Origin of the sequence: Calidifontibacillus oryziterrae (genome assembly GCF_000331575.1) — a bacterium.
Classification (GTDB): Bacteria; Bacillota; Bacilli; order Bacillales; family Bacillaceae_J; genus Calidifontibacillus_A; species Calidifontibacillus_A oryziterrae.
Window position 1 is genome coordinate 441,691 of record NZ_KB223527.1, and the last position, 26,553, is coordinate 468,243.

Below are 26,553 nucleotides of genomic sequence, written 5' to 3' on the forward strand. Positions count from 1 at the left end.
AACATTAAATTGTTAGCTGTATTTTCATTTTTTTAACTCTATTTTTCATCACTAATAAATTAACTAAATAGAAAGAGTCAATAATAATTAAAAACACTCATAAATATCGCTAAGTGTTTTATACTTCATATCATGGAGTATCTTTAAATATAAACGCCACAATTGTGCGGTCATTTTTGCATCACCTAATGCATGGTGCCTGTTTTGAACTTCTATTCCACAATGCTGACAATAATCTTCTAACGTGATTAGTTTTTCGTGAGGTGTTGCTACATTAAATACTAAAGAAGTATCAACTATTCTATGTTTGACATTGGTTTTGAAAAGTTTCCAGTTTGCTTGTTGAAGGAATTTCTTTTCATGACTCGCGTGGTGCGCGACTAACGTCCTCCCTTGAACAAATTGATAAAATTGAACTAGTACTTCCAAAAGCGGAGGGGCATCTTTTAATTCTGTCTCACCAAGTCCTGTTAGCTGTTTAATATCATTTGAAAGACTACCATTAAACTGTACAAGAGAATAAAATGTTTCTTCAGCTTCGTTGTTCATAACCCAACCTTTTAATTTCACAGCACCAATTGAGAGGATTTGATCACCTCGTTCAGGATAAAAGCCTGTCGTTTCAAAATCGAAAACGACCACTTCTAATTCCTGTAAAGGCGTATACAAGCTTTTCTCTCTTTCCATTTCTTTTTCTAAGCTTCTCAAAAAAGCAATTTGTTGGGAATTCTGACTTGTCATCTGGCCATATAAAGCTGAATTCACCCGACCATGCACTTGTTTCATCCATTGAATAAAAGGATCAATCCTCATTTTTCATCTTCCTATTAACGACCGACTCGGTATACCGCTGAAGCTTCCTTCCATCTTTTAAGAGTTGTTTGATCTCATGTTTTTCCGCTTTTTTCAGGTTCTTCACCTGAAGATAATGAACATCCTCATAGTTTGAAGTTTTTTCCTCGTGCAAACGGTATTGCAACAATTTCTTAAAGTTTTCATAATAAGGATCCAAATTACGGTTATGTTCTCCTTGCTCCGAAAGTTTTTTTAATCGAGACAAAGTGGATGTCTCGTCGATATTCTCTATGATTGCTAACAATCGAATCGCATTTACATATGGAAAGAAAGCAGTTCGTTTCAGATTAATGCATCCAGGGTAAGGACCATAAGCCTCAGTCAAAAATTGATTAAATATACCTACCGCTTTTTCAATATACATCGTATTTTCGAATAATCGTCTGATCAGATAAGGATGTTTTTCAATAGATTTATATATTATGTTTTTTAATTGTTGTATAGGTTGCTCCTTTCCAATTACTACCCGGGCATCAAAAAAGATTAATAAATTTCGAAGAGAAGCCCAGCTGTTCTCATCGATCCAATTATATATTAGATCTTCCCAGTTGCTTTTTGATTGACACCATAATGGATTAGAACTCATCACGTTTCCTTCACAATATGGATAGCCGATATAGTCTAGGGCTGAACAAAGCCTTTTACCAAATTCAAGAAAATAATCTGATGTTTTTTTACTAGTATCTTCATATATAAGGCCATGGTCCTGATCACTCATTACAGCTTGTTCACACCTACCAGCACTTCCCATTACAAACCAAGAAAAATCACAGGGTGGCTGTTGGAAATTTTTAATCATTTCATTTAAGGTAATCTCAAATGTATTTCTTATAATGGTATCATGGAAATGTTGCAACTCATCAGTACTAAACTGAAGAGCTGCAATGTTATTGTCACGCCATTCTTTTATTAATTGGTATGGTGTGTAAAATGAAATCAAGCTAACACTTCCTTAAACAATATACTTAGGTGGTTAACATTTCCCCAAATCAATTAGCTATCTTTTGATTATTCGATTTGAATGCTTCAGGGTATCCGTAACTACCATGTTCGCTTATATCTAAGCCAATAAGTTCTTCTTCCTCTGTCACCCGTAATCCCTTCATTACTTTCTTTAACACTAGTAATATGACAAAAGATACTGCAAATGCATACAGAGCTGACACGAATACTCCCATTGCTTGCACACCAAGTTGAGTGACACCACCACCGTAAAATAATCCAGGTAATCCGACTGTTGCCAATTCTGGTGTAGCAAATAGACCAGTTGATAACGTTCCCCATACGCCAGCAGCACCGTGAACAGAAAGAGCGTAAATAGGATCATCTATTTTACATTTTTCAAAAAACTTTACGCTGTAGAAAACTAGCGCTCCCGCAATAAACCCTATGACAACCGCTGCCCATGTCTCAACAAAAGCACATGATGCTGTAATGGCTACGAGTCCAGCTAACGCCCCATTCAACATCGTTGGAACGTCTGATTTCCCTACTATAATCCATGAAATTAACAACGCACTGATCGCTCCAGCTGCTGCTGCTAAGTTTGTATTTAAGGCAACAAATCCAAAAAATCCATTATCGACCCCAAGTGTGCTTCCTGCGTTAAAACCAAACCAGCCAACCCATAATATCAACACACCTAAAGCTGTAAATACTTGGTTATGACCATGCAGATTGTTAGCAGAGCCATCTTTATTGTATTTCCCGATTCTCGGTTTTAATAATATAGTAGCTGCTAGTGCTGCCATCGCACCTGTTAAGTGAACAACTGTAGATCCAGCAAAATCTTGTTTTCCATGTTCAGCTAACCAGCCACCGCCCCAAATCCAATGAGCAATAACAGGATACACAAAGCTTGAGAATAGAATCGCAAAAATAAGGTAGACAGAAAGCTTTGCCCGTTCAGCAAATCCCCCAAAAGCAACCGTTAAGGCGATCCCTGCAAATGCTAGCTGAAATACAAAGAAAGCAGCAGTAGAATAACTTAATCCTTCTATATCATAGCCTGAATAGAAAAAGTGAGACAATCCAACAAAAAAATTACCATTTTCACCAAAAATAAACCCATAGCCGATTGCCCAAAACACAATCGAAGCAATTCCAAATGTAAAGATCGTTTTTCCCGCTATATGCCCAGCATTTTTCATGCGAGTTGAACCTGCTTCTAGCATAATAAATCCACCTTGCATAAAAATAACCAAAATCGCTCCTAACATAATCCAAACACTATTTAATAAGTACATTTCATCCATCAAGATTCCTCCCTCTCTAATATAAAAATCTTTTATCCTATCAGAAACGAAATGATTTACGATTTGTCTTTTTTAGCAGTCAATGATGTTCACATTGTATTGTTCAAGCCAGAGATTGATTTGAGCTAAATGTGCAATAAGTTGGGGACCTGTCATGAGCTGACCAAACCAAGGTGTTTTAAATGACGACCCGTTTGATTCAATAATTTCCTTGACTTTTTGTTTATCGATTAATTCAAGAATTGGAGAGTTATTATTATCAACGATGTTGTTTAACTTAGTCCTTACTAGTTTCATATATTCAGGGTGATACGTTTTCGGATAAGGACTCTTTTTACGATAAAGAATATCATTAGGTAATACCCCTTCTAAGGCCTTGCGTAAAATCCCCTTCTCACGACCATTTAGCATTTTCATTTCCCATGGAATATTCCATGTGTACTCGACTAGGCGATGGTCAGCAAAAGGCACACGAACTTCTAGGCTTGCTCCCATACTCATGCGATCTTTTCGTTCTAGAAGCGTTGTCATAAACCAAATCATATTCATGTAAAACATTTCACGACGGCGAGCTTCTAATCGACTTTCTCCTTCTAACCTAGGAACTTCATTCAACGTTTCCTGATAGCGTTGCTTCACATATCCACTCAAATCTAACTTTTGTTGCCAGTCTGATCGCAATAGTCGATGTCTTTCGTCTTCGGATTTCATCCATGGAAAACTTGCTTCATTTAGCAAATCATCTCGATAAAACCACGGGTATCCGCCAAATATTTCATCGGCACATTCACCTGACAAAGCAACCGTAAAGTCTGATTTTATTTGCTCGCAAAACCATAATAATGAGGAATCAACATCCGCCATCCCTGGTAAATCTCTCACTTTAACAGCATCCTCTAAACGATAGGCAAGGTTTTGATTATTTATAATCGCTGAATGATGAACTGACCCTAAAAATTGTTGCATTTTTCGAATCCATGGTTCATCCATATCAGGCTGAAACGAGTTCGCTTGGAAAAATTCATGATTACGCTCATAATCAATCGAATACGTATGAAGAGTACCCCGTCCTTTGTTATTAAAATAATTAGATGCAATTGCACTAATCGCGCTTGAATCAATCCCACCCGACAAAAACGTACATACTGGAACATCTGCAACTAACTGTCGTTCTACAGCATCTTTTACAAGGAATCTCACTTGTTCAACAGTTTCGGCTAATGTAAAATTATGTTGTTTGCTTTCTACATTCCAATAACGCCTAACTATTAGTCCTGTGCGATTATAGATGAGATAATGGGCTGGGCGAAGTTCTTTAACTCCCCGAAATACACCGTGATCAGGAGTCCGGGAAGGACCTAATCCAAATAGTTCCTGTAGCCCTTCCCTATCTACCTCTGCTTTTACCTCTGGGTGAGCCAATATCGCTTTTAATTCGGATGCAAATAGGAAAGAACCATTTACCTCACGATAAAAAAGTGGTTTGACCCCAAGCCGATCTCTAGCCATAAAAAGCTGCTCCTTCTGATGGTCCCAAACGCCAAAGGCATATATACCATTTAAATAATCCACACACTGTTCATTCCATTCAATGTAAGCTGTTAGCAGAACCTCTGTATCGGAATGAGACTGAAAAGTATATCCCCTTTTCCGTAATTCCTCACGTATTTCTTCTGTATTATAAAGCTCACCATTATATACCATTGTATAGAAGCAGCCGTTATGATCTTTTATCATTGGTTGTTTCCCACCAGAAGGGTCAACAACAATGAGTCGTGTATGACCTAGTGAAGCATGACGCGCATTCCATATATCAGAAGCATCTGGACCTCGGTTTGCAAGAGTTTGCGCCATTTTTTTCACGATGAATATTTCTCTAGTTAAATCTTGATGCCAATTAATCCATCCTGTAATTCCACACACTTGTCATCACTCTTCCCATTAGAATTATTTCCTTTTAGTAAGGCAATATTAAGGTTGTTGTTGAGTTGCAGGCGGACGCGAACCTTATGGTGGACGCATCCAGATATAACACAGCCTTTAATAAAAAATGGTTAATATTGTGACATATACTGCTCACGTTCCCACGGATGAACAGACGTACGGAACAAATCCCATTCGATCTCTTTTGCTTCCAAAAAACGCTCTAATAAGTGGCTACCTAAAGCATTTTTTATGACACTGTCTGATTTAAGATTTTCAAGAGCTTCTGCTAAACTAGCAGGTAGATCAACAATACCATTTTCAAGGCGTTCTTCCTTTGACATCACATAGATGTTGCGATTTACAGGTTCTGGTGCTGTTAATTTATTTTTGATACCATCTAAGCCTGCGGCTAGTTGAACCGCCATTGCTAAATAAGGATTTGCTGAAGGATCTACACTACGAACTTCAACACGAGTACTCAAGCCACGAGAAGCAGGAATACGAATAAGCGGGCTTCTATTTCTAGCTGACCAAGCAACATAGCAAGGTGCTTCATAACCAGGTACTAAACGTTTGTATGAGTTAACAGTAGGATTTGTAATGGCCGTGAAATTTGGAACATGTTTTAAAATACCAGCGATAAATTGACGGGCTGTTTCACTAAGCTCTAACACGCCGTTTTGATCATAGAAAGCATTCTCACCTTCTTTAAATAATGAAAGGTTACAATGCATACCAGATCCATTCATACCAAACAATGGTTTTGCCATAAACGTTGCATGAAGACCATGCTTACGCGCGATTGTTTTCACAACAAGTTTAAATGTTTGAATATCATCACAAGCTTTTAATGCACTTTGATATTTAAAATCAATTTCATGCTGGCCTGGTGCAACTTCATGATGAGAAGCTTCAATGTCAAAGCCCATTTCTTCAAGCTCCAACACGATGTCTCGACGGCAATTTTCACCGAGATCAGTTGGTGCTAAATCAAAATATCCGCCTTGATCATTTAATTCAAGAGAAGGTTCACCTTTATCATCTAACTTAAATAAGAAAAATTCAGGTTCTGGGCCGACATTGAAATCTGTAAATCCAAGCTCTTTCATTTCGCTTAAAATTCGTTTTAGGTTATTACGTGGATCTCCTTCAAACGGTGATCCATCTGGGTGGTAAATATCACAAATGAAACGAGCAACCTTGCCTTTTTCAGCGGTCCACGGGAAGATTACAAACGTATCTAAGTCAGGATATAAGTACATATCAGATTCTTCGATACGAACAAAGCCTTCAATTGATGAACCGTCAAACATCATTTTATTATCTAACGCTTTTTCTAACTGACTTACTGGAATTTCAACATTTTTAATCGTCCCAAAAAGGTCTGTAAATTGTAGGCGAATGAAGCGAACATCTTGCTCCTTAACCATTTTCATTACTTGTTCTCTTGTGTACGTATTTTTCATAAAATTACCTCCAATTAATAATTTTTAAGTTTAATACCTTCGATGTTATAAATCTTGAATATTCATCAATTCTCCTTGGCAAATATACGCTGCTTCACCTCTTTTCCAAACGTGGTTATTTTCATCCCATCTTATTGTCAAATCCCCTCCGGGAAGATGAACTGTGATCGGAATATATCTGTCAATCATGTTGTTTAAAGTAGCTGCTACAACAGCAGCACATGCACCTGTACCACATGCCATTGTTATACCGGATCCTCTTTCCCAGACACAATAATGAATCTCCTGGCGATTTTCCACATTAACAAAACCTACATTTACTCGTTCTGGAAACAGCTCCGAATTTTCAATTGTTGGACCAATCTTTTCCACAGGCACTTTTCCTACATCATCAACAAATAGAATCGTGTGAGGATTCCCCATCGATACACAAGTCATATGGTATATCTCATTGTCAATCGTAAATGGTTCATTAATCGTTGTTGTCGAAGGGTTACCGAGCATTGGAATCACCCCCTTTAATAATTGTGGTTCCCCCATATCAACGGTTATATATCGTATAAATCTCTCACCTACTTCAACTTCCACTTTGACTTGAACGATTCCTCCTAACGTTTCGATCGTAAAATCAGGGTTGGCGGCATACATATGATCATATAAATACTTTGCTACACAGCGTAATCCATTCCCACAATTCTTTCCTTCTGACCCATCCTCATTAAAAATCCTCATTCGGAAATCAGCAACTTCAGAAGGGCAAATTAAGATGATTCCATCTGAACCAATACCAAAATTCACATCCGAAACTTGTCTAGCAAGTTGAGCAAAATCTATATTCTCCAATGAAAAATCTAATAAATTGAAAAAAACATAATTGTTTCCTAACCCATGCATTTTAGTGAATTGCATTCTTTATCCTTCTTTCTAAAAGATAAACTTTGACTTACTCAATCTATCTTTAATTTCTGCCAAGACACGCTCTTCATCGTCATAATCCTTTGCTTGGAATGTTACTGAAAATCGAACATATTGACCTACATCGTCCCAAGGAACGGTAGAAATTAGATGCTCCAAGATTAAATATTGACTAAATTCTTCTGCCGATTGAAACTGTGGTCCATTCTCCACACCTTTAGGAGCCTTTGTATATAAGAAAAAGGACCCTTTTGGTTTTTTCGCATGAAACCCACACTCTTCTAATATATTGGCTAACTGTTCATGACGGCGCGAATACTTCTCAGCTGTTTTTTCAGTAATCTCAGGGTGCTGAAGCGCGAACGCAGCTGCTTTTTGAATCGCTATAAATTGACCTGAATCATTATTATCCTTAACCGTCGCAAACGAATGGACAATTTTAGGATTTCCGGCTATAAAACCAATGCGCCAACCAGTCATATTAAAGGATTTAGATAACGAATGGAGTTCGACACCAACATCCTTTGCCCCTGGAACAGAAAGGAAGCTTAGCGGTTTTACACCATCAAAGACTAAAGCAGCATAAGCCGCATCGTGAATGACAATCAATTGATGATTCTTGGCAAACTGAACAACCTCTTCAAAGAACTCCTTATTTGCAACAGCACCTGTTGGATTGTTTGGATAATTTAAATAAAGCAACTTCGCTTTATCTAGAACGCCGTCACTCAATGAATCAAGCTTTGGAAGAAACCCGTTTTGCTCTAAAAGCGGTAAATGAACAACTTCTCCACCACAATACTTTGTATGTGTTCCTAAAACCGGATAATTAGGTGATGGCATTAGTGTAATATCACCACGATTTATAAATGCTGTTGGGAGCATTGCTAACGCTGGCTTCGAACCGATAATATGGTTAATTTCTGTTTCTGGATCTAGATCAATAACACCAAAAACCTCTTTCATATATACGGCAGCTGCCTTTTTAAACTCAGGGATTCCATTATCCGCATAAAAGCGATTCTCTAGTTTAGCTGCTTCCTCTGCTAATTTCCCGACGACCCTCATGTCTGCCATTTCATCTGGTTCACCTACACCTAAATCAATTAACTCAATATTTGGATTGGCTTTTATAGCTCTTCTTTTAGCCCTTTTAATTTTTTCAAATTTATATATTTCCTCTTTCAAACCGAATTCTGGTCCACCAATACGATCTGCAAAGAGTTGTTGAATGTAGTCTGTATTAGTTGGCATGACTATTCCTCCTAGTCTTTTTCCCTATACATGGGATTTGAGTTAGATGAGAAAACTTCACTTTATCCCACACATCCCCTTATAAAAGTGAATTTACTTCCTCATTCTCTTGAATAGACTGAACAACACGTTTATATTCTTTTGGTATAACCTTCACCCACTTTGTTAAGTTTTCATTCCAATGGTGTAGAATATAGGATGCACGAGAACTGCTTGTGTAATGGTAATGATTTAGAATGAGCTGTTTCACTTCCGATATTTCTCTTTGATCAACTAAAGGATCTAACTCGACCATTTCTTTGTTACAAAGCTTTGCAAATCCTTGAATATCATTTGCATACACATATGCAATTCCACCTGACATTCCTGCTCCAAAGTTTTTGCCAACAGTTCCAAGAACAATGACACGTCCACCTGTCATATACTCGCAGCCGTGATCGCCAACCCCTTCGACAACCGCTTTCACACCACTGTTTCTTACACAAAAACGTTCACCAGCAAGTCCGCGGATATATGCTTCTCCTGATGTCGCTCCATAAAATGCAACATTCCCAATAATCGTATTTTCTTCAGGTTCTAAAATTGATTTTTCAGATGGATTTACAATGATTTTTCCGCCAGATAAACCCTTACCTACATAGTCATTTGCATCTCCTTTAAGGGATAGCTTGACACCTTTTGGAAGAAATGCACCAAAGCTTTGACCGGCTGTTCCTATAAACTGCAATTGAATTGTATTTTCTGGCAAACCAGCTTCTCCAAAGCGTTTTGATATCTCGCTGCCTAAGATTGTTCCGACAGCCCTATGAATGTTTTGAATTGAAAAGCTTGCTTTTACTTTCTGCTTGTTTTCAAGTGCTGGTTTGCAAACTGTTAGTAATTCTTGATAGTCGAGTGAGTCTTCTAAACCGTGATCTTGAGCTTTCTGGTTGAACATTCCACAATTTGTTGATACTGATGGTTGATACAGAATGTCTGATAAATCTAAATCTTTGGCTTTCCAATGTGCCAGAGCTGCATTACTTTTCTCTAATAAATCTGTTCGTCCAACCATTTCATTCATTGTTCTAAACCCTAATTTGGCCATCAATTCCCTAACATCCTGAGCAATAAAACGCATAAAATTCTCTATGTCTTCAGGCTTACCAATGAATTTTTTGCGAAGCTCTGGATCTTGTGTCGCAATTCCAACAGGGCAAGTATTAAGGTGACAAACACGAACAAGGACACAGCCTAAAACAACTAATGCACTTGTTGCAAAACCATATTCTTCAGCACCTAATAATGTTGCCATAACGACATCTCGACCAGTCATCAATTTTCCATCTGCTTCTAAAACAACCCTGTCGCGCAGACCGTTAAGTAACAACGTTTGGTGCGCTTCAGCTAACCCAAGCTCCCAAGGTAATCCTGCATGTAATATACTTGATCTTGGTGCTGCACCAGTTCCACCATCATGGCCGCTAATTAGAATTACATCAGCCAAGCCCTTGGCAACACCAGCCGCAATCGTCCCAACACCAGCTTTCGATACAAGCTTCACACTAATTCTTGCTTGTGGATTAGCATTTTTTAAATCATAAATAAGCTGTGCTAAATCTTCAATTGAATAAATATCATGGTGTGGCGGAGGTGAGATCAAACCAACTCCAGCTGTAGATCCACGCACTTCAGCAATCCATGGAAATACTTTACTACCTGGTAGTTGCCCACCTTCACCCGGTTTTGCACCTTGTGCCATTTTGATTTGAATTTCATCAGCGTTTACTAAATAGTGGCTAGTAACTCCAAAACGACCTGATGCAACTTGCTTTATCGCACTGCGACGATAATCACCATTTTCATCACGCGTGTAGCGGCTTGGGTGTTCGCCACCTTCACCACAGTTACTTTTTCCACCAATTCGATTCATGGCAATCGCTAGTGTTTCATGTGCTTCCTGACTTATTGAACCGTATGACATCGCACCTGTTTTGAAGCGACGAAGTATAGATTCAACAGGTTCTACCTCTTCAATTGGCACTGGGCTAGTTTGTTTGAATTTAAACAAATTACGAACAAAGATTAGCTGGTCTTCATTAGCCTTTTTTGTATAATTTTTATAGAGTTCATAGTCATTGTTACGACAAGCTGTTTTTAACATACGGACTGTCTCCGGATTGAAGGCATGTGCTTCTCCATCTTTCCGATATTGAAAATTACTCCCTGTATCTAAACGTCTGTTTTTTTCAGCAAACGCTTTTTCATGACGCATTAGTACTTCTTTCGTAATTGTATCTAGTTTAATTCCACCTAAAGCTCCAGTTGTTCCAGTAAAATAGTGATCAATAACAGAAGAATCAATTCCAACTACTTCAAAGATTTGTGCTCCACGATAGCTTTGAATTGTTGAAATTCCCATTTTTGATAGTACTTTTACAATTCCATCTGTTGTGGCTTGAATATAATTACGAACAGCTTCTGAGAAACTAATTTTCTCCTTAATATCACCGTTAGTTAGCATTTCTTCTATACTTGCAAATGCAAGATAAGGATTAATTGCATCAGCTCCATAACTTATTAACATTGCTACTTGATGTACATCTCTTGCCTCGCCGGTTTCAGCAATTATACTTACCTTTGTTCTTGTACCGTGCCGAACTAAGTGGTGGTGAAGGCCACTAACTGCTAGCAATGCCGGAATCGCTGAAAATTTCTGGTTCAACCCTTTATCTGACAAGATAATAATCGACGCACCATTGCATATCTCATCATCTACTGATTTAAATAAGTTATTCAAGGCAGCTTCTAATCCTATTTCTCCGTTAGCCACTTCAAAAAGAATTGGATATGTTTGCGACTTAAATGGTAACATTTGATTACTACGAATCTTTGCTAATTCGACATCTGACAAAATTGGCGTTTCCAAGCGAATACGCTGGCAGCTTTCCGCTGTTGGCTTAAGAAGATTACCCTCTACACCTAGAAGTGTTGCAGTAGATGTAACAAACTTTTCGCGGATCGCATCAATTGGTGGATTCGTTACCTGTGCAAATTGCTGTTTGAAATAGTTATATAAAAGTTGGGAATGATTTGAGAGTACCGCTAATGGCATGTCATTACCCATTGAAGCAATTGGCTCCTTACCGTGGACAGCCATCTCTGCAAGAACTTTCTTTAATTCTTCCACCGTATAGCCAAACACTTGCTGATATTTCGAAATATCAATATCATTTTTTGCTTGTTGTGTACGAGGCGCAGGTAGTTGGTTAATATGAACACAGTTTGTATTTAACCACTCGCGATATGGATATTCAGTTGATACGGTACGTTTTACCTCTTCATCACGGATAATACGTCCTTCTATTAAATCAACAAGTAACATTTTACCTGGACTTAATCTTCCCTTTTCGATAATTCGATCTGGTTCAACCTCAACTACTCCTGCCTCAGATGCAAAGATAATTGTTCCATCAATCGTGACGTAATAACGAGCTGGCCGGAGACCATTACGATCTAACATCGCACCAATTAAGCGACCATCTGTAAAACCTAGTGCTGCCGGACCATCCCATGGTTCCATTAAATGACTGTGATATTCGTAAAATGCTTTTAATGAATCATCCATGGTTTCTATTTGCTCCCATGGTTCAGGAACCATCATCATTGCCGCTTGTGGCAACGAGCGGCCAGATAGAGTTAAAAATTCTAAGCAATTATCAAAAGAAGATGAATCACTACCATTTAAATCTATAATCGGTATTATTTCTTTTGTTTTCTCTCCAAAAACAGATGATTCAATTATTTGTTCCCGTGCTTTCATCCAATTGACATTACCTTGCAGTGTATTAATCTCACCATTATGGATTAACATTCGGTTTGGATGTGCTCTTTCCCAACTAGGAAATGTATTCGTACTGTAGCGTGAATGAACAAGCACATATGATGATGTAAATGTTTCATCTTGCAAATCAAGATAATATTGATCTAATTGCTCAGGAGTCAGCATCCCTTTGTAGACAATTGTTCTTGATGATAGACTTGCAACATAGAAGGTTTCATTCCCTGCAAGCAGTTTTTCTTTGATCACTTTTTCAGTTCGCTTGCGTATAATATAAAGCTTTCGTTCAAATGTCTGTTCATCCATTATTTCTGCTGCCTTTTCAATAAATAACTGACGAATAAAGGGCTGACTTTGTTTTGCTGTTTCACCAATAGCAGCATCATTTGTCGGAACGGTTCGCCATCCAAGAAGTTGTTGTCCTTCTTCTTTGATAATTTTGTTGAATACTTCCTCACACTGAAGTCTAAGTTTAGAATTTTGAGGTAGGAATACCATTCCTACGCCATAGCTTCCTTGTTTATAAATTCTTAACTGTGACCAACACCTACGAAAAAATTGATGTGGCAACTGCGTCATGATTCCTGCACCGTCACCTGTGTCAGGATCACTCGCTTGCCCACCACGGTGTTCTAATCGGCAAAGCATCGATATTCCTTGCTTTACGATATTGTGAGAAGTTTCTCCGTTGAGATTAGCAATAAATCCTATACCGCACGCATCATGTTCATAAGCTGGTTTATAAAGTCCTTGTTTAACTGGTGGATTCATTTGTTTCATCCTTTCACCCTTTCCATTCTTTCTCAACATTAGTTATAAAAGATAAAAATTTGACATTTATTGATTGTAATACAATATTAAAAACAATTAGAATGTTCTTGGAATTTATTATATGTTTCATGTATCAATCTTTCCAATATTTATTTTTTATTTAATTAATCTAATTTTGAGATCGATTATAATGTAAGCGCTTTAATTTTTAAATATATGAAATTTTGTACAAGCTTCGAAACCAGGCGGAATCTACGTTTTTTAAGTAAAATTAAAGTTTAGGACAAAATTAAGAATTTTAAGATAAATACTCAAAAAAAATACTTTTTTTGAAAAATATATAAACATTGAGATTAATTTTTTATTTTTCGTGCATTTAAGAGATTGATTCACAAAAAAACAGCTAACATTTGATTGTTAGCTGTTTTTTGCGTTGTCAATATTACATTTAGACAGTAAATCGATTTATCTCTTGTTGAAGTTTACTAGATAAAAGCGCTAAGTCTTGAATGCTTGCAGTTATTTGTTCGACGGTAGCAGATTGCTCTTCACTTGAGGCTGCCACTTGTTCTGCTCCCGCTGCCGTTTGCTGAATAATTCCTGATATGTCATGAATCGAACTTAATACTTGTCCTGCGTTTTTATTTAATATATCTAATACATCATTTACATCTCTTACACTTTTCTCCGTTTGTTCAACTCTCTGTACAATCTCTTGAATCGATGTCCCACTATTTTCAATAATAGTTACTTGGGTTTCAAATGCTTTTAAATTACTCTCCGTCTTTTGGATCGTGTTCGTCGTTTCCGTTTGAATATCAACAATTAAACTAGTAATTTTTTGTGATGCACTCTTTGATTGCTCTGCTAATTTTCTAACTTCGTCAGCCACAACTGCAAAACCTTGTCCGTGCTCCCCTGCTCTAGCAGCTACTCAATTAAGTGAATATATGTAAAAAATACTATGTAAATTTTCTTTTTAGTCAAGAATTTTTAAATATTTGCGCTGATTTAGCTCGTCAATTTTTACATTTCTTTGTAAAAAATCAGTTAACGTTTGTTCATTTATCAAGCTTTCTATCGGTCCCTTCGAATACAATTGACCATTTCGTAGTAACAAAGCATGACTAAAAACAGGCATAATCTCTTCAATATGGTGAGTTACATAAAGTAAAGTTGGTGTCTCCAAATCATTACCAAGAGCATTAATAAGCTCCAAAACTTGCTCACGAGCTAGAACATCTAAGCCAATACAAGGCTCATCGAGAATAAGAAGGTCTGGTTTGGCCATCAATGCTCGCATGATCATTACCTTTTGCTTCTCACCTTGTGATAACGTTTCAAACGTACGATGGATAAGCTTACTACAATGAAATCTTTCCATAAGTGTAAGTGCATAATCAATATCTGCATCGTCTGGATTTTCATAAAGACCAATTGACGCATATTTCCCGCTTAAAACGATATTCTCGGCATAATCATAATCAGGAAGTCTTTTATCAATGGCTGAACTAACAAAACCGATTCTCTTGCGTAGCTCATAAAGGGGATATGTACCAAACACTTTCCCTAAAACTGTCACTTTTCCCGTTGTCGGCCAAAGATACCCGCAAATAATATTAAGTAAAGTTGTTTTACCTGATCCGTTCAAACCGAATAAAACCCAGTTTTCACCTGCATTCATATCCCATGTAATGTTTTGGAGTAAATATTTATCTTCGCGTCTGCAAGATACATTTTCCAATGAAATCACAATTTGTCCTCCTTCAAATCACTTTTTTTATGTAATATAATATGGTAATTTTGACATCTAAGCTTTAATTAGTTAAATAAACAAGTACAAAAAGCAATATGTAATTGTTAATAAAATATACATTATTTATTTTAAACAATATTATATTGACTAGTATAATATAAATTGTTATTATCGCATTATTCTTTTTATATTATTAGCGATGACTGTTATGGATAAAACTATAACACGAGCAGCTTCTGGAGAGACTGTTACATAGCAGCGCCGAAGGATTCACAATCTCAGGCAAAAGGACAGAAGAGTAACCTTTGTATATTCATTTGGTTATTCTACTTGCCTAGATTGGAAAAATCCAATCTTTTTTTATTTTATTTTCACAATACTATATGAGGTGATTTATGATGGCAATGAAAAGAGCAGTTGTAAGTGTAATCGGAAAAGACCAAGTAGGAATTATCGCTAGAGTAACGAACGTTTTGGCTGCTAATTGTGTTAATATTCTCGATATAAGCCAAACGATATTACAAGATTTCTTTACAATGATGATGCTTGTTGATGTATCAGAAATTGGAAGTCTTGACTCCCTCCAAAAACAATTTGATGAGATTAGTCAAGAGATGAATCTTAAAATAAACATTCAGCTTGAAGAAATATTTCAAGCTATGCACCGCGTTTAAAGGAGAGAGGAAATATGAAAATGGGTATCGCAATTGACGAAATGATCGAAACGATCCGTATGGTGCAAATGGAAAACTTAGATGTTCGCACAGTTACGATGGGCATTAATTTAAGAGATTGTGCAGATTCGAATTTTGAAAAAATGAACGAGAACGTATTTGTGAAAGTTACTACATATGCAAAAAGGCTAAAGGAAGTTGCTGAGCAGGTAAGTAAAGAATTTGGGATTCCAATTATTAATAAACGAATTTCAGTTACTCCGATTGCCGAAATATTAGGAAACGCTACGAAGGAACAAGCGATTGAATTAGCCAAAACTTTAGATAAAGCAGCACACCAACTAGAGGTTGACTTCATTGGTGGCTATTCAGCCCTCGTTCATAAGGGAATTGCTAAAGGTGACCAAACCTTACTAGATGCATTACCAGAAGCCTTAACTGTAACAGAACGTGTCTGCTCATCTATTTCCGTTGCTTCAACAAGATCAGGTATTAATATGGATGCAGTTCGCAAGGCTGGTGAGATAATTAAAGAGGCATCTGAACGAACGAAAGATCAAAATGGTATTGCTTGTGCAAAGTTAGTTGTGTTCTGTAATCCAGTTGAAGATAATCCATTTATGGCAGGTGCTTTTCATGGTGCTGGAGAAGGAGAAGCTGTTATCAATGTAGGTGTTAGTGGTCCCGGAGTTGTGTTGAGCGCTTTAAAACGGTATCCTGATGCAGATCTTGGCGCAGTCTCTGATGTCATCAAAAAAACAGCGTTTAAAATTACCCGTGCAGGAGAATTAATTGGTCGTGTCGTTGCTGAACGTCTAAATGTACCATTTGGCATTATGGATTTATCATTAGCACCAACAAACGCTATGAATGACAGTGTTGCTGAAATCCTTGAGGAAATCGGCCTTGAACGCGTTGGAACGCATGGCACAATTGCTGCCCTAGCACTTATGAATGATGCTGTCAAAAAAGGCGGAGCCATGGCTAGCTCATATGTAGGTGGGCTTAGCGGTGCTTTTATTCCAGTTAGTGAAGATAACGGAATGATTAAAGGGATAGTCGATGGTGCCTTAACATTATCAAAGCTTGAAGCAATGACATGTGTATGCTCTGTTGGGTTAGATATGATCGCAATATCTGGTGATGCGTCGGCAGCAACAATTTCTGGAATTATTGCTGATGAGTCAGCGATCGGAATGATTAATAAAAAGACAACAGCCGTCCGTGTTATTCCAGTACCAGGCAAAGCTGAAGGAGAAATGGTTGAGTTTGGTGGTTTGCTAGGAAGAGCTCCGGTGATCGGTGTCAATCCATTCAATTCTGATAAGCTAATACAAAGAGGTGGTCGCATTCCTGCACCACTTCAAGCATTAATTAATTAATTAATTCATTATTGGTTGAGTTAATATGTAAATAAATAGTGCAATTCGTGAATAAACGAGCGAATTTGTAAAATAAAAAGTGTGTCCATCAAGAGACACACTTTTTTTATCCTAGTGAATTAGACCATTCAGTAAATAAACCTGTTCCATTGCAGCTCGTACAATTAATCGGAGATGCAACAAAGAAGTCACTCCCAACAAAATAATGAATTCCTCTACCTTTACAATCAGGACATTTATTCTTCTTTTCCATAGCTTGAAGGCGTTTTCCCTTATTAAAGAACAAATTCCATCACTCCTTTTTCTTCCCTACGATGATTTTTCTTATTCTTATTATGTTCAATAATAGAATGTGTATGTGTATAATATCGTTAGGAGGGATTTAATGGATGCCATCGTCGAAAAGCGACTTGAGAAAGAAAAACTTTGGACAAAGGACTTTATAATACTATCGCTTTCAAACTTATTTTTATTTTTTGGATTTCAAATGCTGTTACCTACTTTACCCATTTACGTGAAGGAATTAGGGGGCCGAGATACAACTGTAGGCCTTGTTATAGGAATATTTACGATATCAGCCCTGCTTATACGACCATTTTCCGGGGCTTTTTTAGATACTTTCGGAAGAAAATTATTTTTATTAATTGGACTACTTATTTGTTTAATAGCGATTGGAACCTATGTTTTGGCAACAACAGTATTTTTACTTTTATTGATTAGAATTATTCATGGATTTGGCTGGGGTGTTTCGACAACAACATTTGGAACTGTCGCTTCAGATATTATTCCTGCTTCTCGCCGCGGTGAAGGGATGGGGTATTATGGAATGTCTACAACATTTGCTATGGCTGTTGCACCTGTAACTGGAATTTGGATTATCAATCATTCTGGTTTTTCTTTACTTTTCTTACTCGCTTTTATAAGTACTGTTATTTCTTTAATTCTTAGCCAAGTTCTAAAAATCAAAACGCAGAGAATTGACACAACTACTTCAAACAATACCAATTTCGCCTCCCGTCTTTTCGAAAAAACTGCTCTATTCCCTTCATTACTTGGAGCATTAATGACATTTACTTATGGTGGTATAGTTGGCTTTATTACACTATTTGGTAGCGAAGTAGGTATTGAAAATGTAGGCTGGTTCTTTTCCATAAATGCGTTGTTTGTTTTACTTGTACGACCGATTTCGGGCAAATTATTTGATAAAAATGGACACCAATGGGTGCTAATCCCTAGTGCATTTTTTGGTATCATTAGCCTGTTAATTTTATCATATTCAACAACGCTTCTAGGACTAATCATCTCAGCAACTTTTTTTGGGATCACATTTGGATCAATTCAACCTGCTCTCCAAGCATGGTTGATTCATAGAGCTGCCCCTAATCGAAGAGGTGCAGCAAACGCCACGTTTTTTTCAGCATTTGATTTAGGAATTGGTGGTGGATCAATCATATTAGGTGCAATTGCTGCTGTTAGTAGCTACGCAATGATGTACCGCTTATCATCCATACTATTTGTTATTTTCTTTATTATTTATGTAACTTATCTACTAAAAACCCGTACACAAAAGTTCTATCAATAGCTGTAGCATGGGAAAACCCATGCTACATTTTTTGTACTTCTTGATCAAACATTTGTTTTTGTTCAGTCATTATTTCTATTGCTTGATCAGAAATCATACTCAACTCCTTATATAGCTCTCTTGATGATTGATCATCACCTTCATTAACTTCTTGAAAGATTTGTTCTGCCAATTCACGTCTACGATGTCCAAGCTGTCGCAACTCATCACCTAACTGTTCAAGCTTATTACGATCCATATTAATACCACCTTTACTGTTATATTTTTCTTGTGTAAAAGTAAACTGTTGATTATGAAACGAATGAACACTTTTGATGGTAGTTTTTTCGAATTTCGATCAATAATCCCTATAATATTTTTCCAAAAAACGGATTCGAAATTTAAAACTGTGTTTAGCATTGCGTGTTCTGATCATAATAAATACTAAAGTTGCTCTCTAGGAAAGTCTTTCGAGAGGTTATATCAAAGTTAGAAAATGCCTACAATAAAATATAAAGATCTAGGAGGTGTAACAATTTGTCAGGACCATCACTTCATAAATTAACGGCTCACAAATCAATACACGATGGAGCAGTTTCTGAAGGAAGAGATTTGCTAGAAATAGTAGAAAAACTGCACCAAAAAGGCAATAAAAAGCAAGCAAAAATTGCTGCAGATGCATTAGTTGAGCACTGGGAAACAAGGACAATCACCCATGCAGATGCAGAGGAGGATGGCTTCTATAAAAGTAAGCTTGAAGAAAATCCTGAAATGGAGCTAACCCTTGCAATGCTAAAACGTGATCACGCCTTGCTGCGGATACTTATTGCAGACATAAAACAATCCTTGTCTGAACAAAATAATGTAAATCAAGAGGTTATTGATCGATTTAGAGCTATATATGTACTCGTGCAAATTCATAATCGTGATGAGGAACAGCTACTGCTTACTAATGATTTTAGCTAAATAATTACATATGAATTAATAATCAGCTCCGCTTTTGTCATCATAAACAAGAACTAAGCCACTCAGGGCTTTCACCTAAAGTGGCTTTTTACTTTTATCATGGCTAATTTTTCCGCTCGGTATTTTCAGCAAACTCCATCGCTTTTTTAGGATTCATTTTTCGAAATACGATATATTTTCGAGTTAAATATTCTAACGGTAGGCTCCAAACATGAACAAGCCTTGTATATGGCCAAATCGCAAATAATATAAAAGCTGCTAAGATGTGAAGCTGAAAGCCTAGAGGTGCATTCATTACAAGTTCTGGTGATGGTCGAAGCGTTAAAATTCCACGAAACCAAGGTCCAATTGTAGTTCGATAATCAAAAGTACCACCAGTTGCCGTATAGCCAACTGTGTTAGTAAAGCCAACAACAGTAACAACGCCGAGGATCAATAATACAATAAGATCAATCGGCGAGCTATTTCGCTTCAACCTTGCACTATTCAAACGACGAATTGTCAACAAGGCGCCACCTATAACCATTGCAATTCCAGCAGCTCCACCAAACCAGGTTGCACCAAAATGATACATCTCTTCAGTGACTCCAATTACATCATAAAAGCCTTTTGGAATTAACACACCTGCAACGTGTCCGAAAAATACAAAGATAACACCATAATGGAATAAATTACTTCCCCATCTTAATAGATTATCTTTTTGTATAAACTCACTGGATTTTGCGGACCATCCCATTTGGTCTTTATTATATCGGTGAATATGTCCAACTACAAAAATTGTTAGTGATAAGTATGGAACAATTACCCATAAGAAGTAATCAAAGTTTGTCATGAAACGCCTCCATTTTTTCTAGTTGAGTAACTCTATAGCAATCTAGCCTGCATTAAAATCTTTAATCTCCTCAATTCCAATTTGTAAATAGGGAGCCATGGCAATCGTACAAGCCTTTAATAAATATGCGTAAGGATTATCATCCTTCTCTAACTCACAAAGCAACCGCTCAATAGCTTGCTTATGTATTAAAAACATTTTTTGAACATACTTTGCATCAGCCAATGCTGCAAACTCTAAAATAAGCGGTAAATAATCAGGGAGCTCATCGTTTTTTATATAAAATCCCGCCTTTGCAAATTCCATTTTCAATTTTACAAAGGCTAAACCTCTCTCTTTATTTTCGCCAAATCGTTCATGGGTTAAATAAAGGGTGGTCCGCTCACTGAAGTCAAACCACCTAACGTAATTCTCACATAATAGCTGAATTGGAGTATTAGCCACATAGGTAAAAAACGTCTCAAAACAATACCGCATTCCTTTATTTTCCACACAACTTATGAACTGATTTATCTCGACATTATCAATCCATTCCTCGTTTGGATAGCGCAACATCAACGAGCATAAATGAAAACTATGTTTATGTTCTTCCATCCATTTCCGTTCCAGTTCCACCAAGATCACCCCAATACTGTTCGCTAAAAGCATAAAGATCATCATAATTTTCCGTACCTAAACTACAACCGCTACAATCTTCCATAAACTCATAACCTGTACTTCCTTGGCCAATATACATATTTCCAGCTTGTTCACGATGTGATTTAGGTATAACGTAGCGATCATCGTATTTTGCGATAGCAGAAAGCTCGTACAGTTCAATAACATGATCTTTCGTTAAACCAGCTTCCTCTAGAATTGTTTCATCAAACGGTTTGCCTAAATTAGAGCTCCTCATATAGCTTCTCATTGCAACAAGCTTCTTCAATACCCCTTCTATCACTTTTGTATCACCGGCACTCAGTAAATTCGCTAAATATTGAATTGGGATGCGGAACTGTTTTATCGTTGGAAAAATCACATTCGCACTTAATGAATCAATTTGTCCACCAAAAGCATTTGTTATTGGACTTAATGGTGGAACATACCATACCATAGGCAGCGTTCGATATTCAGGGTGTAATGGTAACGCTACTTTGTACTTTACTGCTAGCTTATATACTGGGGATTCCTGTGCAGCTTCAATCCAATCATCCGGAATTCCATCTTTTTTGGCCTGCTTGATAACCTCTGGATCACTCGGATCAAGAAACATTTTTAACTGGGCCTCATATAAATCCTTCGGATCTGAAACTGATGCAGCTTTTTCTATTTGCTCAACATCATAAAGAACAATGCCAATATAGCGAAGTCGGCCTACGCATGTTTCTGCGCAAACCGTTGGTTGACCATTTTCTATTCTTGGAAAACAAAATGTACATTTATCTGCTTTTTGTGTTTTCCAGTTGAAATAAACTTTTTTATACGGACATCCCGTCATGCAAAAACGCCAGCTCCGACAAGCATTTTGATCTACGAGAACAATGCCATCCTCATCCCGTTTATAAATTGCACCAGAAGGACAAGAAGATAAACAAGAGGGATTCATACAATGCTCGCAAATGCGAGGCAGATACATAAGAAAAGCATGTTCAAATTCCTCTATTACCTTTTCATCTATACCATTCATGTTTGGATCTTTTTTCCCCGTTTTATATACACCAGCTAAGTCGTCCTCCCAGTTAGGTCCCCAATTTATTTCCATGTATTCTCCCGTCAGTTGTGATTTTGGACGGGCTACAGGTTGATGTTTGCGCTCCGGACTTTTAATTAAGTTTTCATAATCATAGGTCCAAGGCTCGTAATAATCATCAATTTGCGTTAAATTTGGGTTGTAAAAAATGCTTAGTAGCTTACTTACACGACCACCCGCTTTTAATTCGAGCTTCCCGTTTCTTAACTCCCAACCACCTTTATGAGTGTCCTGGTTCTCCCATTCACGTGGGTAGCCTACACCTGGTTTTGTTTCAACATTATTCCACCACATATATTCCGCACCTTGACGGTTTGTCCATGTATTATTACATGTCACACTACAAGTATGGCAACCGATACATTTATCAAGGTTCATGACCATACCAAATTGGGCTTTAATCTTCAAGCCAATCCACCTCATCCCGTTCTAGTTTACGGATGATAACTTGTTCATCTCGTTGATTTCCAGTTGGACCGTAATAATTAAATCCATAACTAAGCTGAGCATAACCTCCAATCATCTGTGTAGGTTTCATGTTAATTTTTGTTGGACTATTAAAAGTACCACCCCGATCCTTAGTAATGGTCGTTCCAGGGACATTAATAAGACGGTCTTGGACATGGTACATAAACGCGACTCCTTGCGGTAAGCGATGGGTTACAACGGCCCTAGCAACAACAACACCATTGCGATTGTATAGTTCGAGCCAATCATTATCCTGGATTCCGACACTTTCGGCATCTCTGTTATTCATCCATACATTTGGTCCACCACGGAAGAGCGTTAACATTGGAAGGGTGTCATAGTACGTACTATGATAGGACCATTTATAATGTGGAGTTAAATACCGTAACTCTATTTCCTGTTTGGTTGTTTCAGGCTTACCATTTTTATTATAGAAGGCTGCCTTTCTTAGCGGCGCTTTAAAGGTTGGCAGCTCTTCACCAAATTCCAGCATCATTTCATGATCGAGATAAAAATGCTGCCTTCCAGTTAACGTCCTAAAAGGGATTAATCGTTCTATATTAGTTGTAAACGGATTATAACGGCGGTTTCCTGTTTCCGTGCCACTATATACTGGAGACGAGATCACCTTTCGAGGTTGTGCGGTAATTTCATCAAAGGACATATGCTCTTCCGCTCGTTCAATTGCTAAATCCTTTAGCTTTTGACCAGTTTTCTTCTCCATTGCTCCCCATGCCTTCATTGCTAGTGAACCATTAGTTGTACTAGAAAGAGTTAAAATTGCTTCCGCCGCATGACGGTCGAATGAAAGGTCTGGACAATCTTTATATTCTTTTGTTCCTTTTGCATGTCCTAATATATCCTTCAGTTCATCATATTCTTCTTTTGCATCCCAAATAAGTCCCTTTGCACCAATCGTTTCGCGAATATTTGGTCCAAGTGCGATAAATTTTTCGTATACTTTTGTATAATCTCTTTCAACAATATGAACCCGCGGAAAATTCTCACCAGGAACAGGCTCCGCTCCAGTCTGTTTCCAATCGGATATAAGACCATAAGGCTGTGCCGTTTCATCAGGTGTATCGTGAAGAAGCGGACCTACCACAACATCCTTAATTGGATTTGGAAAATGCTTTTCTGCTAACGTTTGAAAAACCTTAGCAAGATTTTTAAAAATATCCCAATCCGGCTTACTTTCCCATGGTGGAGTAATTGCTGGATTAAATGGATGAATAAATGGATGCATATCTGTTGAGCTAATATCGAACTTCTCATACCAGGTTGCTGCCGGAAGAACAATATCTGAATACAGCCCCGTTCCTGACATCCGAAAATCTAAATTCACTAATAAGTCTAATTTCCCTTCTACTGCATCTTCGTTTGTCGCAATTTCATCAGTATCCAATGACTCGTTTTCTGTTGTTAACACATGTGAATGTGTACCTAATAAATATTTTAAAAAATATTCATGACCCTTTGCCGAACTTCCAATTAAATTAGCCCTCCAAACAAACATTGTTTTCGGAAAATTTACCGAATTACTAGGCTCTTCAATTGAAAACTTCATCTCACCTTTTTTTATTTGGTTAACTACAAATTGAACGGCTTCATCGTTTGTCTTAGCATTTGCTTCCTCGTACAACTTAATTGAATTTTTGTTAAACTGTGGATACGAAGGAAGCCAGCCGAGTCTTGCTGCTAAGACGTTATAATCACCGATATGACTAAATCGTGGCGTATCAACAAGGGGTGAAATTAAATTTTCCGTTTTCTGATCCTCATATCTCCACTGTTCAGTTACGAAATAAAAAAATGAGGTCGCATTTTGTAAACGCGGTGGACCACCCCAGTCCCGAGCCATTGCAACGGTTTGCCAGCCCTCTAATGGTCGAACTTTTTCCTGACCGACATAATGTGCCCAGCCTCCGCCGTTCACACCTTGAGAGCCAGTTAGTAACACAAGATTAAGAACTGCCCGATAAATCGTATCTGAATGGAACCAATGATTAATTCCTGAGCCCATGATAATCATGGAACGACCTTTGCTATCAATTGCATTTTGCGCAAACTCCCTCGAAATTTGCGCAGCAAGCTTACGGTCTACTCCGGTAATCCCTTCCTGCCATGCTGGGGTAAAAGGTTTCGGATCATCATAACTTTTCGGATAATCACCTGGTAATTCAGCGCGGTGAACACCAGCTTGCGCTAGCATTAGATCTAATACGGTTGTCACATAGATTGTTTCTCCATTTTGATTGATTGTTTTTACAGGAACTCCGCGCTCAAAAATTTGTCGATCCTCAAGACTAAAGTATGGAAAATGAACAGTTACACTTTGATCTTCCATTCCTAACAAAGTTAATGCTGGTTCAATATCTCCAAGTCCATTATCAAGGTCCTTTAATTCTAAATTCCAATGCCCCCCTTCAGACCATCGCTGCCCAATCGTACCATTTGGTGAAGCAAATTTGTTATGGGACTGATCAAATACAAGTGGTTTCCACTCTGCCTTGTTAACATTTGCACCAAGATCACTAGCTCTTAAAAAACGATCAGCAACATAGCTTTCTCCTCGCTTTTTCAATTTCACTAAAAAAGGTAAATCAGTGTACTTTTTAACGTAATTTTGAAAATATGGTATTTGTTGATCGACATAAAACTCTTTTAGGATGACATGTGTCATAGCCATAGCAAGTGCAGAATCCATCCCAGCTTCTACGCATAGCCAATTATCAGCAAACTTAACAAATTCAGCATAGTCAGGACTGATAGCAACAACTTTTGTTCCGTTATATCTCGCCTCTGTATAAAAGTGAGCATCTGGTGTGCGAGTTTGTGGAATATTTGAACCCCAAACTAGCAAATAACTTGAATTAAACCAATCTGAACTTTCTGGCACATCGGTTTGCTCACCCCAAACCTGTGGTGAAGATGCAGGTAAATCCGCATACCAATCATAAAAGCTAAGTAGAGGTGCACCTATTAAGTTTAAAAAGCGGCCACCACCTGCATAGCTAACCATTGACATTGCGGGTATAGGAGAAAAGCCAAAGATCCGGTCTGGTCCGTGGTTCTTAATGGTATGGATAAGCTGAGCAGCTATCATTGCATTAACTTCATCCCAATTTGCTCGAACAAATCCACCTTTCCCGCGGGCTGTTTTATATAGCCTTTTCATTTCAAGATTGGTTGAAATTAGTTCCCAAGCTTTTACTGGATCATTTGTTTTCGCCAAAGCTTCCTTCCATATTTTTAGCAATGATGCTCTAACATACGGATAGCGCACACGCTGCGGACTATAAATATACCAAGAAAACGTTGCTCCTCGTTGACATCCACGCGGTTCATACTCTGGCATATTTGGACCTGTTGTCGGATAATCGGTTTGCTGCGTTTCCCATGCGACGATCCCATCTTTCACATGGACCTTCCAACTGCATGATCCTGTACAATTTACACCATGTGTTGTTCTTACAACTTTGTCATGCTGCCACCTTCTGCGATAATGTTTTTCTGATTCTCGATCAGCATGTGATAATGTACTATGATTTGAAATATCTGTTGTTTTTCCGAAAAATGTAAATTTCTTCAATAACGGTGGAATTTTTTTTTGCATACCTATTCTCCCTTCTTAGAAAAGCGTCTGATACGTGCGTACTGTAAAGCTAGGCTTCTAAACAGATTAGCTTCCATAATAGCCACTTAGTTTTTTACATTTACTGCATTCTAGAGCTAGTTAATTTTTCTATGGAAATTATTTCACTATATTAGTTGTTTTTCCCATTGGCTTTTTTTATACATGAAATGTTTTTTTGTTTAAGGATCTGTTGCGTGAAAATCCCCTTTAAATAGATTTGAGAGAGTGATTTCCCTCACTTAAAAAAGAATTGACTTTGTTACAATAATTTTTATAGTAAAAAAAC

At 37.6% G+C, this 26,553-nt stretch carries 19 protein-coding genes, 1 pseudogene and 1 riboswitch; of the genes and pseudogenes, 4 read left to right on the plus strand and 16 right to left on the minus strand.

The genetic code is table 11. The annotated features are described in order from the left end of the window. Positions 1 to 87: 87 nt before the first annotated feature. The 10 genes and pseudogenes from D612_RS0110740 to D612_RS0110785 all read right to left on the minus strand — a co-directional run bounded on the left by D612_RS0110740 (position 88) and on the right by D612_RS0110785 (position 15,015). A complete protein-coding gene (locus tag D612_RS0110740) occupies positions 88 to 813 on the minus strand; it encodes an exonuclease domain-containing protein (protein WP_017755474.1) in 726 nt (241 codons plus the stop codon). Next, a complete protein-coding gene (locus D612_RS0110745) occupies positions 803 to 1,795 on the minus strand; it encodes a DUF294 nucleotidyltransferase-like domain-containing protein (protein WP_017755475.1) in 993 nt (330 codons plus the stop codon). Before D612_RS0110745 ends, D612_RS0110740 begins: the two co-directional genes overlap by 11 nt. A gap of 49 nt (positions 1,796 to 1,844) precedes the next feature. Further along, a complete protein-coding gene (locus D612_RS0110750; RefSeq protein WP_017755476.1) occupies positions 1,845 to 3,110 on the minus strand; it encodes an ammonium transporter in 1,266 nt (421 codons plus the stop codon). Between the two features lie 72 nt (positions 3,111 to 3,182). Continuing rightward, the gene (gene asnB / locus D612_RS0110755; RefSeq protein ID WP_017755477.1) at positions 3,183 to 5,033 is read right to left on the minus strand and encodes an asparagine synthase (glutamine-hydrolyzing); all 1,851 of its coding nucleotides are present in this window, start codon (positions 5,031 to 5,033) and stop codon (positions 3,183 to 3,185) included. Positions 5,034 to 5,164: 131 nt separating this feature from the next. Beyond that, positions 5,165 to 6,502, minus strand: a complete 1,338-nt coding sequence (glnA, locus tag D612_RS0110760) for a type I glutamate--ammonia ligase (protein ID WP_017755478.1) — start codon at positions 6,500 to 6,502, stop codon at positions 5,165 to 5,167. A gap of 45 nt (positions 6,503 to 6,547) precedes the next feature. Further along, positions 6,548 to 7,411, minus strand: coding sequence for a diaminopimelate epimerase (gene dapF / locus D612_RS0110765; RefSeq protein ID WP_017755479.1), 864 nt, complete (start codon positions 7,409 to 7,411; stop codon positions 6,548 to 6,550). A 15-nt stretch (positions 7,412 to 7,426) separates the two neighbouring features. Further along, positions 7,427 to 8,671 carry an LL-diaminopimelate aminotransferase gene (locus D612_RS0110770; RefSeq protein WP_017755480.1) on the minus strand — a complete coding sequence of 415 codons (1,245 nt, stop codon included), beginning with the start codon at positions 8,669 to 8,671 and terminating at the stop codon, positions 7,427 to 7,429. Between the two features lie 79 nt (positions 8,672 to 8,750). After that, the gene (gene gltB, locus D612_RS18290; protein WP_017755481.1) at positions 8,751 to 13,271 is read right to left on the minus strand and encodes a glutamate synthase large subunit; all 4,521 of its coding nucleotides are present in this window, start codon (positions 13,269 to 13,271) and stop codon (positions 8,751 to 8,753) included. 439 nt (positions 13,272 to 13,710) lie between these two features. Continuing rightward, positions 13,711 to 14,181: pseudogene (locus D612_RS0110780) on the minus strand (methyl-accepting chemotaxis protein); the annotation flags it as partial. 60 nt (positions 14,182 to 14,241) lie between these two features. Continuing rightward, positions 14,242 to 15,015 (minus strand): ABC transporter ATP-binding protein, encoded by a 774-nt coding sequence (locus tag D612_RS0110785; RefSeq protein WP_017755483.1) that lies wholly within the window; start codon positions 15,013 to 15,015, stop codon positions 14,242 to 14,244. A 229-nt stretch (positions 15,016 to 15,244) separates the two neighbouring features. Next, positions 15,245 to 15,322, plus strand: a riboswitch (glycine riboswitch). Between the two features lie 94 nt (positions 15,323 to 15,416). On the opposite strand from D612_RS0110785, the gene D612_RS0110790 reads away from it, so the two are divergent. After that, the gene (locus tag D612_RS0110790; RefSeq protein ID WP_017755484.1) at positions 15,417 to 15,692 is read left to right on the plus strand and encodes an ACT domain-containing protein; all 276 of its coding nucleotides are present in this window, start codon (positions 15,417 to 15,419) and stop codon (positions 15,690 to 15,692) included. A 20-nt stretch (positions 15,693 to 15,712) separates the two neighbouring features. Continuing rightward, the gene (locus D612_RS0110795) at positions 15,713 to 17,074 is read left to right on the plus strand and encodes a PFL family protein (RefSeq protein WP_026092468.1); all 1,362 of its coding nucleotides are present in this window, start codon (positions 15,713 to 15,715) and stop codon (positions 17,072 to 17,074) included. A 106-nt stretch (positions 17,075 to 17,180) separates the two neighbouring features. Here D612_RS0110795 and D612_RS19775 read toward each other — a convergent pair whose 3' ends face one another. Continuing rightward, positions 17,181 to 17,360, minus strand: a complete 180-nt coding sequence (locus D612_RS19775; RefSeq protein ID WP_017755486.1) for a hypothetical protein — start codon at positions 17,358 to 17,360, stop codon at positions 17,181 to 17,183. A gap of 99 nt (positions 17,361 to 17,459) precedes the next feature. On the opposite strand from D612_RS19775, the gene D612_RS0110805 reads away from it, so the two are divergent. Beyond that, the gene (locus D612_RS0110805) at positions 17,460 to 18,656 is read left to right on the plus strand and encodes an MFS transporter (protein ID WP_017755487.1); all 1,197 of its coding nucleotides are present in this window, start codon (positions 17,460 to 17,462) and stop codon (positions 18,654 to 18,656) included. A gap of 22 nt (positions 18,657 to 18,678) precedes the next feature. Here D612_RS0110805 and D612_RS0110810 read toward each other — a convergent pair whose 3' ends face one another. After that, positions 18,679 to 18,894 (minus strand): hypothetical protein, encoded by a 216-nt coding sequence (locus D612_RS0110810; protein ID WP_017755488.1) that lies wholly within the window; start codon positions 18,892 to 18,894, stop codon positions 18,679 to 18,681. 278 nt (positions 18,895 to 19,172) lie between these two features. Here D612_RS0110810 and D612_RS0110815 point away from each other — a divergent pair, with 278 nt between their 5' ends. Beyond that, the gene (locus tag D612_RS0110815; protein ID WP_017755489.1) at positions 19,173 to 19,601 is read left to right on the plus strand and encodes a hemerythrin domain-containing protein; all 429 of its coding nucleotides are present in this window, start codon (positions 19,173 to 19,175) and stop codon (positions 19,599 to 19,601) included. Positions 19,602 to 19,704: 103 nt separating this feature from the next. Here D612_RS0110815 and narI read toward each other — a convergent pair whose 3' ends face one another. The 4 genes from narI to D612_RS0110835 are packed head-to-tail and all read right to left on the minus strand — an operon-like array spanning position 19,705 to position 26,246. Beyond that, on the minus strand, positions 19,705 to 20,433 hold the full coding sequence (gene narI, locus D612_RS0110820; RefSeq protein ID WP_017755490.1) for a respiratory nitrate reductase subunit gamma: 729 nt from the start codon (positions 20,431 to 20,433) through the stop codon (positions 19,705 to 19,707). A gap of 42 nt (positions 20,434 to 20,475) precedes the next feature. Continuing rightward, positions 20,476 to 21,048 carry a nitrate reductase molybdenum cofactor assembly chaperone gene (gene narJ / locus D612_RS0110825; protein WP_233274992.1) on the minus strand — a complete coding sequence of 191 codons (573 nt, stop codon included), beginning with the start codon at positions 21,046 to 21,048 and terminating at the stop codon, positions 20,476 to 20,478. Then, complete coding sequence (gene narH, locus D612_RS0110830) at positions 21,014 to 22,570, minus strand: nitrate reductase subunit beta (RefSeq protein ID WP_017755492.1); 1,557 nt, start codon at positions 22,568 to 22,570, stop codon at positions 21,014 to 21,016. Before narH ends, narJ begins: the two co-directional genes overlap by 35 nt. After that, positions 22,560 to 26,246 carry a nitrate reductase subunit alpha gene (locus D612_RS0110835; RefSeq protein WP_017755493.1) on the minus strand — a complete coding sequence of 1,229 codons (3,687 nt, stop codon included), beginning with the start codon at positions 26,244 to 26,246 and terminating at the stop codon, positions 22,560 to 22,562. The genes narH and D612_RS0110835 overlap by 11 nt, the downstream gene beginning before the upstream one ends. Positions 26,247 to 26,553: the final 307 nt, after the last annotated feature.

Excerpts from the sequence above, each read along its gene's own strand:
- glnA (WP_017755478.1), bottom strand. The coding sequence starts at position 6,502 with ATGAAAAATACGTACACAAGAGAACAAGTAATGAAAATGGTTAAGGAG.
- gltB (WP_017755481.1), bottom strand. The coding sequence starts at position 13,271 with ATGAAACAAATGAATCCACCAGTTAAACAAGGACTTTATAAACCAGCT.
- D612_RS0110835 (WP_017755493.1), bottom strand. The coding sequence starts at position 26,246 with ATGCAAAAAAAAATTCCACCGTTATTGAAGAAATTTACATTTTTCGGA.
- dapF (WP_017755479.1), bottom strand. The coding sequence starts at position 7,411 with ATGCAATTCACTAAAATGCATGGGTTAGGAAACAATTATGTTTTTTTC.
- D612_RS0110750 (WP_017755476.1), bottom strand. The coding sequence starts at position 3,110 with ATGGATGAAATGTACTTATTAAATAGTGTTTGGATTATGTTAGGAGCG.
- D612_RS0110805 (WP_017755487.1), top strand. The coding sequence starts at position 17,460 with ATGGATGCCATCGTCGAAAAGCGACTTGAGAAAGAAAAACTTTGGACA.
- D612_RS0110790 (WP_017755484.1), top strand. The coding sequence starts at position 15,417 with ATGGCAATGAAAAGAGCAGTTGTAAGTGTAATCGGAAAAGACCAAGTA.
- narI (WP_017755490.1), bottom strand. The coding sequence starts at position 20,433 with ATGACAAACTTTGATTACTTCTTATGGGTAATTGTTCCATACTTATCA.
- D612_RS0110810 (WP_017755488.1), bottom strand. The coding sequence starts at position 18,894 with ATGGATCGTAATAAGCTTGAACAGTTAGGTGATGAGTTGCGACAGCTT.
- D612_RS0110740 (WP_017755474.1), bottom strand. The coding sequence starts at position 813 with ATGAGGATTGATCCTTTTATTCAATGGATGAAACAAGTGCATGGTCGG.
- D612_RS0110770 (WP_017755480.1), bottom strand. The coding sequence starts at position 8,671 with ATGCCAACTAATACAGACTACATTCAACAACTCTTTGCAGATCGTATT.
- D612_RS0110795 (WP_026092468.1), top strand. The coding sequence starts at position 15,713 with ATGGGTATCGCAATTGACGAAATGATCGAAACGATCCGTATGGTGCAA.